The sequence below is a fragment of the Pullulanibacillus pueri genome, assembly GCF_014639255.1.
In the GTDB taxonomy this organism is placed as follows: domain Bacteria; phylum Bacillota; class Bacilli; order Bacillales; family Sporolactobacillaceae; genus Pullulanibacillus; species Pullulanibacillus pueri.
This window is the reverse complement of record NZ_BMFV01000005.1, coordinates 155,401-165,553: the sequence shown is the minus strand read 5'-3', so window position 1 is coordinate 165,553 and position 10,153 is coordinate 155,401. Positions and strand designations below refer to the sequence as shown.

At 41.6% G+C, this 10,153-nt stretch carries 11 protein-coding genes; 9 read left to right on the top strand and 2 right to left on the bottom strand.

From position 1 onward, the window contains the following. Nucleotides 1–892 precede the first annotated feature (892 nt). The 7 genes from IEV91_RS05350 (at nt 893) to IEV91_RS05320 (ending at nt 4,683) form a co-directional block, all read left to right on the top strand. A complete protein-coding gene (locus tag IEV91_RS05350; RefSeq protein ID WP_188496376.1) occupies nt 893–1,153 on the top strand; it encodes a metal-sensitive transcriptional regulator in 261 nt (86 codons plus the stop codon). Between the two features lie 183 nt (nt 1,154–1,336). Further along, nucleotides 1,337–1,648 (top strand): rhodanese-like domain-containing protein, encoded by a 312-nt coding sequence (locus tag IEV91_RS05345; protein ID WP_188496375.1) that lies wholly within the window; start codon nt 1,337–1,339, stop codon nt 1,646–1,648. A 14-nt stretch (nt 1,649–1,662) separates the two neighbouring features. After that, complete coding sequence (locus tag IEV91_RS05340) at nt 1,663–2,232, top strand: sulfurtransferase TusA family protein (protein WP_188496374.1); 570 nt, start codon at nt 1,663–1,665, stop codon at nt 2,230–2,232. 25 nt (nt 2,233–2,257) lie between these two features. Further along, the gene (locus IEV91_RS05335; protein ID WP_188496373.1) at nt 2,258–2,650 is read left to right on the top strand and encodes a DsrE/DsrF/DrsH-like family protein; all 393 of its coding nucleotides are present in this window, start codon (nt 2,258–2,260) and stop codon (nt 2,648–2,650) included. A 20-nt stretch (nt 2,651–2,670) separates the two neighbouring features. Further along, nucleotides 2,671–3,828: an MBL fold metallo-hydrolase gene (locus IEV91_RS05330; protein WP_188496372.1), complete on the top strand. Its 1,158-nt coding sequence runs from the start codon at nt 2,671–2,673 to the stop codon at nt 3,826–3,828. Next, nucleotides 3,828–4,055, top strand: a complete 228-nt coding sequence (locus tag IEV91_RS05325; RefSeq protein ID WP_188496391.1) for a sulfurtransferase TusA family protein — start codon at nt 3,828–3,830, stop codon at nt 4,053–4,055. Before IEV91_RS05330 ends, IEV91_RS05325 begins: the two co-directional genes overlap by 1 nt. 265 nt (nt 4,056–4,320) lie before the next feature. Continuing rightward, complete coding sequence (locus IEV91_RS05320) at nt 4,321–4,683, top strand: rhodanese-like domain-containing protein (protein ID WP_188496390.1); 363 nt, start codon at nt 4,321–4,323, stop codon at nt 4,681–4,683. A gap of 422 nt (nt 4,684–5,105) precedes the next feature. Here IEV91_RS05320 and IEV91_RS05315 read toward each other — a convergent pair whose 3' ends face one another. Beyond that, nucleotides 5,106–5,876 carry a hypothetical protein gene (locus IEV91_RS05315; RefSeq protein ID WP_188496371.1) on the bottom strand — a complete coding sequence of 257 codons (771 nt, stop codon included), beginning with the start codon at nt 5,874–5,876 and terminating at the stop codon, nt 5,106–5,108. 157 nt (nt 5,877–6,033) lie between these two features. Here IEV91_RS05315 and IEV91_RS05310 point away from each other — a divergent pair, with 157 nt between their 5' ends. Together IEV91_RS05310 and IEV91_RS05305 are read left to right on the top strand one after the other, a co-directional pair. Continuing rightward, on the top strand, nt 6,034–6,921 hold the full coding sequence (locus IEV91_RS05310) for an alpha/beta fold hydrolase (RefSeq protein ID WP_188496370.1): 888 nt from the start codon (nt 6,034–6,036) through the stop codon (nt 6,919–6,921). 505 nt (nt 6,922–7,426) lie between these two features. Continuing rightward, nucleotides 7,427–9,085 carry an LPxTATN C-terminal sorting signal domain gene (locus tag IEV91_RS05305; RefSeq protein ID WP_188496369.1) on the top strand — a complete coding sequence of 553 codons (1,659 nt, stop codon included), beginning with the start codon at nt 7,427–7,429 and terminating at the stop codon, nt 9,083–9,085. 285 nt (nt 9,086–9,370) lie between these two features. Here the strand turns inward: IEV91_RS05305 and IEV91_RS05300 are convergent, their stop codons facing one another. After that, on the bottom strand, nt 9,371–10,132 hold the full coding sequence (locus IEV91_RS05300; RefSeq protein ID WP_188496368.1) for an SDR family oxidoreductase: 762 nt from the start codon (nt 10,130–10,132) through the stop codon (nt 9,371–9,373). Nucleotides 10,133–10,153: the final 21 nt, after the last annotated feature.

Below are 10,153 nucleotides of genomic sequence, written 5' to 3'. Positions count from 1 at the left end.
GTTAGATTTTTAAGTGGGGATAAAGAGTAGGAGCTTTACTCCTACCCCAACATTTGACTTAGAACCCAAAAAAGTCATTACCTATTACTAAATTGTTATTACAATAGAGGGGAGAATGTGAGGAGGGCCGAAACCGATTAAATATCAGTAATATAGGAGGTCTTAAAAAGAGTTGTATATCTTGTCCCATGATGTCAGATGTAGGATTGAATGAACAATAGTATCCAAGATGTGTACGCCCTTGGCTGGAAGCTCGCCACGGTTGCCAAAAGCGCCTCACCAACGCTGCCAAGGAGGCTGGACGGAGGCCGGTCGCAGTCCACGTGCTAGATCTCCCCAATGCTCGTCTCAAGCAGGCGCTCAAATGGAGGGGCATGTCCCCCAAGCGTGATGCGAGCACAATCCAGCTCGATTTGGGATATCGTGGTGGCTCGGCCTTGGCATGCGTTGATCGTGATGAGACTTCTCTGCTCTGCGCTGGCGATCGCGCTCCCGATGCAACCAAGCGATATTACCTAGATGTCGCCAGCATCGGAGATAAGCACGATATAACCGTCGGTGCTAATCAGCACAAAGGTGCACTCACCCCATAGATGCTAGCGAGATGGCCTTCGGTATCAGCAATGTCGTCAGGACCGGTCGCTTGTCCGACGACATGGAGAGTCTTTAGATCGAGTGGGGATGTTCAACCTTGGGTATGGCCCCAAAACTCAGCAGCGTGAAGCGCTCGCCGTGAAGCCGGTCGAACAGCCAGCACTCACCTTTCAATGTTGACAGCTATTTCACCACTATAGGTTGCCCTCTTTGTATGGCTATACCTTAACCATCCTTGACAACATACCTATAGGGGTATATAGTTGTGGTTGTAGGCTAACGCAAGGTGGTGATTTTTGTGGAATACGATGTAAAATTTAAAAACCGAATAAAGCGTATAGAGGGACAAGTTCGAGGCGTTCTCCGAATGATGGAGGAAGAGCAAGATTGTAAGGATGTCGTTTCCCAAATGGCAGCCGTACGCAGTGCTATTGATCGTACCATTGCTGTCATCGTCAGCGATAATTTAGAGAAATGCGTTCGTGAGCAGCTGGAAAAAGGTGAGGAGACGGATACTCTTATTCAAGAGGCTGTTAACCTTTTAGTGAAAAGTCGTTAAAAAATTTTTGACCCTTGACAATAGGGGAATATCACGTTACTATATACCCCATAGGGTATAAGAGGGCGTAAAGGGTGCTAATCATAGCATTTTTTTTATTTTTTCTTTTATATACCTATACGGGTATGTGTATATTGAGTTTATTATTGACTACTAAAAATAGAAAGTAAAAGGAGAAGACACATGATAAAGCAAATTGCACCTGAAGAGCTCCATGAGGGATTACGATCTGGTAAACAGCTTAGCGTGATTGATGTTCGTGAAGATGAAGAAGTGGCGAAAGGGATGATTGCCGGAGCAAAACACATCCCATTAGGTGATATTGAAAATCATCTTGATGAAATTGATAAGACGATAGAGCACATCATGGTTTGCCGTTCAGGTGGACGCAGTACCAAAGCTTGTCAAATTCTTATGGGTAAAGGCTATAAAATACAGAATTTGGTTGGCGGTATGATCGCTTGGGAAGCTAAATACGGTAAATCATTTTCATAAGAGGTGTAGATCACATGGCTATAAAAGTTAATCAGGTCCTCGATGCAAAAGGTCTAGCGTGTCCCATGCCTATCGTAAAAACAAGAAAGGCCATTAATGAACTAGAACCGGGCCAAGTGATAGAAGTTCAGGCAACGGATAAAGGTTCAACAGCGGATATTCAGGCCTGGGCAAAAAGCACCGGTCAGCACTATCTAGGGACAGTAGAAGAGGATCACGTGCTTAAGCATTATCTAAGAAAGGGATCCTTAGATGAAGAAAAAGAGGTCGCCAAGCATCCCTATACAATCGACCTCGATTCATTAAGAAAGAAAATCGAAGGCGACGAAAAAATAACCCTTCTTGATGTTCGTGAACCAGCAGAATTTGCATTTGGTCACATTCCAGGTGCTCAACATATTTCGCTAGGCGAATTAGAAGAGCGCTTTGAAGAGCTCAATCAAGAGGATGATATTTATGTGATTTGTCGCACGGGTCACCGTAGTGATATGGCTAGCCGACAACTGACTGAAAAAGGATTAAGTCAAGTTATTAATGTTGTTCCGGGGATGTCTGAGTGGCAAGGCGCCATCGAGAAAGAATAAATCAAAATAACTGGAGGAATGATCAATGACAAAAGTAGCGATTATTGCAGCAAACGGTGGATTATTTGATGCGTATAAAGTATTTAACATTGCAACAGCGGCGGCAGCTTCTGATGCAGAGGTCGGTATCTTCTTTACATTTGAAGGCTTGAATTTAATTCATAATGAGGCCAACAAGAACTTACCCATTCCTGAAGGTCGAGAGCATTTCCAAGAAGGTTTTCAACAGGCCAATGTCCCTTCTATAGAGGAACTTGTTACTATTGCAAAAGACCTTGATGTGAAACTGATTGCCTGCCAAATGACGATGGATGTCATGAATCTGAAAAAAGAAGATTTTATTGACGGCATTGAGGTCGGTGGGACAGCAACCTTTGTTGAATATGCCAAAGATGCCAATATATCATTAACATTCTAATTAAAAGAGGGGAGAAACACATGTCTTTAAAACGGATGACATCACAAGAATTGGCACATAAAGTGATTAACGGTGATCGTTTATTTATCCTCGACGTACGGAATACAGATGAATTTGATCATTGGAGAATTGAAGGTAAAGGTATAGAAATAATAAACGAGCCTTACTTTAACTTGCTGGAAGGTGTTGACCATCTTGCGAAAAGTCTTCCAAAGGATGAACCCATTCTTACGGTATGTGCTAAAGGTGGATCTTCTGAATTTATCGGTGAACAATTAGTTGACGCAGGATTTGAACAGATTTATTCACTTGAAGGCGGTATGAAAGCCTGGAGTGAACACCTAGAGCCAGTAAAAATCGCAAGCTTTGACCATGGTGGTGCGCTCTATCAATTTGTACGTTTGGGTAAAGGTTGTCTTTCCTACATGCTTGTCTCTGATGGACAAGCAGCGGTCATTGATGCTACCCGAATGATTGATGTTTATCAAGACTTTGCTAAGAAACGCAGCCTAACCATCAAGTACATTTTTGATACTCATCTTCACGCCGATCATATTTCAGGTGGTCGGGCACTCGCAGAAGCTATAGGTGCTAGTGCTACCTATTACTTACCACCAAAGGATGCGGAAGAAGTCACTTATAGTTATGAACCCTTAGTTGAAGGTCATAATGTTGTGGTCGGTCAATCTAAAATCAATGTTCAGCCCATTTATTCACCAGGTCACACCATTGGAAGCACATCCTTTGTCATTGATGATAAGTATCTCTTAACGGGCGATATTTTATTTGTTGAATCGATTGGAAGACCAGATTTGGCTGGTAAAGCGGAGGCCTGGGTTGCTGATTTACGAGAAACACTTTACAACACCTATCAACAGCTTTCTAAAGAACTTATCGTTTGTCCTGCTCACTTTTCCCATATGAGTGAAATGGATGGAACGGGAGCGGTTAAGGCCACATTAGGTGAATTGTTTAAGAAAAATGAGGGTTTACAAGTTCATGATGAAGAAACGTTCCGTAAAATGGTGACGGAAAATCTTCCGCCACAACCCAACGCTTATATGGACATCCGTCAAGTCAATATGGGCAAACATAAGCCAAATATTGAACAACAACGAGAGATGGAAATGGGTCCAAATCGCTGTGCTGTACATTATAAGTTAAGGAGGATGGAATGATGGAAGCTGCAAAAGTATTAGACGCAAAAGGTCTTGCCTGCCCAATGCCTGTTGTCAGAACAAAAAAGGCCATGGATGAACTACATTCAGGTGAAGTGCTTGAGGTACATGTCACCGATAAAGGGGCGATGAATGATATGCCAGCGTGGGCAAAGGCAAGTGGCCATGAACTGATCGAGCAAACAGAAGATGGAGCGGTTCAGAAGTTTTGGATTAAGAAAAATTAAAGGGTACGGCTTGCCCTTTCTTAAAGAATAAGAAAGGATAAGCCGTCGAAGCAATTAAGAGATCGGTAGAAAAATTTGTCTTCTCTGATTAGGGCTTGGCGGAAGCTAAGTTTTTCTCACTTGGAGAGAAGAGAGTGAGGCCACATAGGGACAAAAATTAGGGCAAAAAATGAAACCAAGTATTTTAAAAGCGATGTTTGTTAGTTTAGTCATCATTACAGCCATTAAGATTTGGAGTCAAATTCTTTCTCAAGGGAGTGTCACAATGCCGCATTGGTTGTTCTATAGCGTTATTGCTCTCATTATAGTGTGGTTCCTATTTAAAAACATGGGGACCAGTAAAGGTATAAGAAGCATTACTACAGAAGCATTAAAAGAAGAGTTAAAAGATAAAAATAAACAATTCATCGATGTCAGAACACCCGGAGAATATAAGGGGAATCATATCCGCGAATTTAAAAATATTCCTTTAAACCAACTTCCACATAAAGTAAACCAGCTTTCTAAAGATAAGGAAGTGGTTGTCATTTGTCAGAGCGGTATGAGAAGTGCAAAAGCAAGTAAAGTTTTAAAGCAAAAAGGTTTTGACAAAGTGACAAATGTTAAAGGCGGCATGAGTGCTTGGTAATATAATATGGAAAAGAAGGCGTTGATGATGATCAATGCCTTTTTCTAGGGAAGTAAGAAAGAAATTGTGGTCATCAAATAGGCTGTGATTTCCGCTCCAGAACGCTCGCTATCCGCATGTTCACACGATATGGGTAAGTTCGGCGTTCGACGCACAATCGGGGTCCCCGAAAAGTGTTCTTTACTTTTTGGGGTGGTAGTCGGGGTCCCCGAAAAGTGCTCTTTACTTTTTGGGGTGGTAGTCGGGGTCCCCGAAAAGTGCTCTTTACTTTTTGGGGTGGTTGATATGCTAGCTTCAGTGTTGTCACACGGACGTGATGGTTTTAACCGAAGTCCCTTAAATCTTTATTTTAATAAGGAACGGGCATGTCTTTTCGCTTGACAAAGAGCTCCTGTTTATAGTGCCTTGCGTAGTAAAGGCATTTACTCGGGCGCCCTTCCAAACAGATGGACGTATACAGATTTCCCCATCGCTTGTAAGTCGGTGACTTCTTCATCAGAAGGTAAGGCAAGTATCTCGCCTTTTTTCCACGGCCCCTCAATCGGTGCCAATACAAGGTCTGTCAATTGCTCACTGAGTTGGAACTTCTTACTGAGGTCGGTGAGTGCATAGAAGTGCTCAATTAATGAATATATTTTTGGGTCATTCGCCTTTAACCAGATAAGAGCAGCGGATTCTCCTTCATAAGGTATAGAGCGGACAGAGAAATAAGAGATCACCTTCCAGTACATATCTTCGGACAATAGAAAGTGACATAATAGAGGGTTACTTTCAAAGCGGTGACGCACCTTGTCGAGTACGTGTCGATGACCAAACTTACGTAGGGCCATTTCTTCCTCAGTCGGAGCAGACGTCTCCATTTTCCACCTTGTTTGAATCCCCTCCATTTCTTTATTCAGAATTCCCTGCCGATCAAATAGAATTTCACCCTTAGGTAGTAGAGGATCAATCGTGGGACTGAGCGGTTGGTCTCGCCGGAGATCTTCAAGTCTCCGTAAGCTGAGATCAATAGGAATATCACCTACGTCAAAATGAATACTTTCAAGGCCTTTAGGACGCATATTTGAAATCACAACGATATCAAAATCACCACCAGGAGATAAGTCATCAAGTTTTCTACTCCCATATCGAATAATCCCAATCACATTGGGGTTTTGAATCAGTGAGTTTACTAGTTCTTGTAGGCTTTCCATTGAAATAATCCTCCATTTCCGTTCATTCTTATGAATCATTCTACTCTCTGATGTATTGTAAATAAATAATTTTTGAAAATAACTGACTCGTATTGTCAGGGAAGATCCTTATCATTAATCGTATAAGATCAAGAAAATTTTCAGGGAGTGATCAAGAATGGTGGATATACAGGAAGGGACAGGACCTCTCTTTAGGCACAAGGAAGTGAAGGTCAAAGGGATCCCCATGCATGTTGTTGAGGCGGGTTTAGAATCCAACCCGACAGTCTTTTTTATTCATGGCTGGCCCACATGTTGGTTAGAATTCGAATCTGTAATGAAGTGGCTTGTAAAAGATTTTCATGTAGTAGCCATTGATTTACCTGGAATCGGAGGTTCTAAGATACCGTTACAGTCATACAGCAAGCGCCATATTGCCATGTATGTTCGCGGAGTAATGGACACTATGGCCTTAACGGATGTGACGTTAGTCGGGTGTGATGTTGGTGGTCAGGTTACGTACGCCTTTTTAAAGGAATTTCCAAATAGAATTGCACGGGCAGTCATTATGAATGTTGTCATCCCGGGAATTCCGCCATGGGATACGGTTAAAAGAAATCCTTATATTTGGCATTTTGCTTTTCATGCCATACCACAATTACCTGAAAAACTGGTGGCGGGGAATGAGTTGCTGTATTTTTCTTATTTTTATGATGTTCTTGCTGGAAAGGGCAAGAAATTGGGCGAGACCCTAAAAAAATCTTTTACAGAAGCTTACACTCGTCCTGGTGCTTTGAAAGCAGGGTTCGATTTTTATAGATCCTTTGATCAAGATCAAAAAGACAATGCCGCGACAAAAGAGAAGAGCATTTCGATACCGATTCTTTATCTGCGCGGTGAAAATGAGCAAGTAGATATTGCGACCTACATGGATGGATTTAAGGAATTTGGTTTGCGTCATATCAAAGCGAAATTGATTGAAAACTGTGGACATTTTTCGGCAGAGGAAAATCCAGAAAAAGTTGCATATGCCTTAAAATTGTTTATAAAAGGGGACCAAAATTGAAGCAGTTTTCGGAGTGAAATTTAAAGTTGAGGATGATTGTCGAAAATAACCGATAAGATCATTATCATTCGACAAACGTAAGATGGTGTCAGGAAATTAAGATAGCTTGGATTGGAGATTTAGAGAGTAGGATTTTTCCCAATGATGAAATGAGTTGTGGATAAGAGCATGTGAAAAATTATATTAATAGGAAAAAAAGTAAAGGCTACTCTGTTTTAGATCATTTTATTTCCTTGTTATGAGGAAATTGACATGTGATGAAACTAATGAGTAGCCTTTTTGTCGAAAAATAGGACAACCATGACTTTAGTTACATAACCTTTGTCGAATGAAAAGGTATACTTTTTAGAGGGCCAACACAGTCAGGAGAGTTACGGGTATCGCCTCGCCTCTAACCAACAGAAGTTACACTTCTAAGGAAACCCCTGGGCACAGCCGGGCGATACTTACTCTCGTTAGGAATTTGTGAAACCTATAGCTTAAAAAACAGAAGGGAGCGACATGAATGAAAAAGACTAGAGGATTAATCTTTATCCCGATTTTAGCCATCATGTTTGTATTCGGATTCATCGTTCAACCGGCTAGCGCCAACACAGATACTACGGAAAAGACAACTCAAACGTCAGAGGATACAGCCAGCAAAACGGAGGGGGCGGCTCAAACTTCCGATGAAACAGCGGCAACAGAAGATACAACGCAAACAAAGGATCAAAGCAAGATTAAATCTACTGAAGAGGCAGTAGCCTTTAAAGATCAAAGTCTTGCAACTATCATTCGCGATCAGTTGGGGATTAAAAAGGGAGATACTATCACAAAATCAGATTTAGCAAACCTCACCTTCCTTTTTGCAGAGAACATTTCAGATCTTTCCGGTTTAGAGTATGCTACAAACTTATCGCTTTTGGAAGCGCCAGATGGAAAGATAAGCAATCTTAGCCCATTGAAAGGCTTGAAAAACTTACAAACTTTAAATCTAGCAGGAAATAAAATCACTGATATTAGCGTATTGACGCAAATGTCCAATCTAACAATGGCGAATCTTGCTAATAACCCATTGAATTTCAATTCAGGATCAGCTGCATCCAAAACGCTCCAGACTTTAGTTGGTAAAGGTGTCAATGTTTATCATGATGATATGGTAAAACTCACGACGAAAAAGGTGACAAAGGATTCTATCACCGTAGCTTGGAACATCGACCAATCCGATGGCATGCCCCATCTTGGTGCACTTACTTTAAATGGAAAACAAGTGAAGTCGTTTGATGTATTCAAGAAGGCTCAGTCTGAATATACATTTACCGGTTTAAAAGAAGGTCAAACGTATGACATTGAACTGAGTATGTCCTTTAATTTAACTCAAAGTGATCATCAAATCACAAAGACCTTACAAGTGAAAGCAGAGGACGTTCAACCAGAGCAACAAGTGACGGTGACACCCGTCATCGATGACAAGACAGCAACCATCGGCAACTTAAATGGCGAGGCTGTTAAAGAGAAGGGTACTCTCGCCATCGACTTGAGAAATTATAAAGAAGATCAAGTCAATGTCCAATTAACGGCTGACCAAATTAAAATGTTACAGGATAAAAAGGCCGCTGTTCAAATCAATAAAGGTGACTCAACGGTAAGCATTCCGACGCAGCTTTTAGGGAACGGTCAGGATGTCACCGTTGAAGTGGACAAGCAAAAACCGGTAAAAGGTGCCCTTTCCTCGGTGTATGATTTTACGATCAAAACAGCAACAGGGACGATTTCTAAATTTACACAACCCGTGACGCTTACTTTTTCCGTGGATCCATCCAAGGTTAAAGACCCTGATAATGTAAAAGTGTGGTACTATAATCCATCTACTAAAGAATGGGAATACATTGGAGGTACCTATAAAAATGGCGTTGTAACGGCACAGACGTATCACTTTAGTACGTATACAGTGTTTGAGAAGGCTCAAAAGGCATCCAGCAGCACCACCGGAACAAGTACGAATAATCACTCTGGAAGTGGAACACAGGCAAATACCGTAAGTGGTGATAATTCGCAGTCTGGGACAGGGCACGAGCTTCCAAATACAGCAACCCATTCTATGAATTTCATAACGATTGGAGCGTTATTGGTTCTCTCAGCTTCTGCGTTCTTATTGTTCCAAAGAAGAAAGCAAAAGGCCTAAAAGATGACCTTTAATAGAAATAATCAGTAAAAAGATGGCTATAAAATGTCGTGTTGAAAGAAAAAAAGTCATGTGTTAAAGCGTCGGCCATAGGCTGGCGTTTTTTTTTCGACGGGCAGTCGCATAGGGGATGTCACAGTGTCTAGAGGAAAAAAAACAAAGGTCTAAGACAGTCGCCGTCGTGGGGTAAAGTGAGAATAGATAGCAAAAAAGCAAAACTCGCTAATGAAACAGTAACGAGTTCTGCCTTTATTTGTTGAAACACTGTCATTTTTCATTAAGAGGTTATTCAATCAGGTCTTTTGTTGCTTGATACATGTTCGCGACATAGTCGTCGATGTCATCTCGTGACATGCGCAAACGATTGACAGAAGAACCATATCCGATTTCCTGTTTTCCCTCTTCTAACCCTTTGAAAATGCCATCCGCGAAGGCATCTAAGGGTTCACCAGTGGTATGCAGTCCGGCTCCCCCTAAATCTGTGTTGACTGCCGGAGGAGCAACTTCAATGACCTCTACAGACGTGGCAGATAACTGATGTCTGAGACTCATTGTAAAAGAATGAAGGGCGGCTTTCGTTGCTGAATATATTGGAGCTATCACAAATGGAGTAAAAGCGAGCCCTGAAGTCACATTAATGATGGTTGCGTCTTCCTTTTTTGCGAAGAAAGGAGCAAACAGCATAGAGAGCTGGATCGGGGCTTCGATATTGATCATGATCTCTTTATTGAAATCATTCCAATCATTTTTTGCGTCCGCTTTTAACACGTTAAACCGCTGTTGGATGCCGGCATTGTTAATTAAAACATTAACGTCTGGATAGTGAGTGGTGACCCAATCAAACAATGAGACACGCTCAGATTCAATAGCCATATCACTAACATAAGTAATTATGCTTGGGTGTTTTTCTTTGGCTTTTTGAAGAACGTCTTCACGTCGTCCACAAACAATTACTGTATTACCCGCTTTTATAAAGCGCTCTGCAAAAGCGAGTCCTATACCGGCGCTTCCGCCTGTAATCAGTATGGTATTCCCTGAAAGTTTCATGATCATTCCTCATTTCCTATT

Coding starts and splice junctions, on each gene's coding strand:
- IEV91_RS05345 (WP_188496375.1), top strand. CDS start 1,337: ATGATAAAGCAAATTGCACCTGAAGAGCTCCATGAGGGATTACGATCT.
- IEV91_RS05340 (WP_188496374.1), top strand. CDS start 1,663: ATGGCTATAAAAGTTAATCAGGTCCTCGATGCAAAAGGTCTAGCGTGT.
- IEV91_RS05335 (WP_188496373.1), top strand. CDS start 2,258: ATGACAAAAGTAGCGATTATTGCAGCAAACGGTGGATTATTTGATGCG.
- IEV91_RS05330 (WP_188496372.1), top strand. CDS start 2,671: ATGTCTTTAAAACGGATGACATCACAAGAATTGGCACATAAAGTGATT.
- IEV91_RS05325 (WP_188496391.1), top strand. CDS start 3,828: ATGGAAGCTGCAAAAGTATTAGACGCAAAAGGTCTTGCCTGCCCAATG.
- IEV91_RS05320 (WP_188496390.1), top strand. CDS start 4,321: ATGCCGCATTGGTTGTTCTATAGCGTTATTGCTCTCATTATAGTGTGG.
- IEV91_RS05315 (WP_188496371.1), bottom strand. CDS start 5,876: ATGGAAAGCCTACAAGAACTAGTAAACTCACTGATTCAAAACCCCAAT.
- IEV91_RS05310 (WP_188496370.1), top strand. CDS start 6,034: ATGGTGGATATACAGGAAGGGACAGGACCTCTCTTTAGGCACAAGGAA.
- IEV91_RS05305 (WP_188496369.1), top strand. CDS start 7,427: ATGAAAAAGACTAGAGGATTAATCTTTATCCCGATTTTAGCCATCATG.
- IEV91_RS05300 (WP_188496368.1), bottom strand. CDS start 10,132: ATGAAACTTTCAGGGAATACCATACTGATTACAGGCGGAAGCGCCGGT.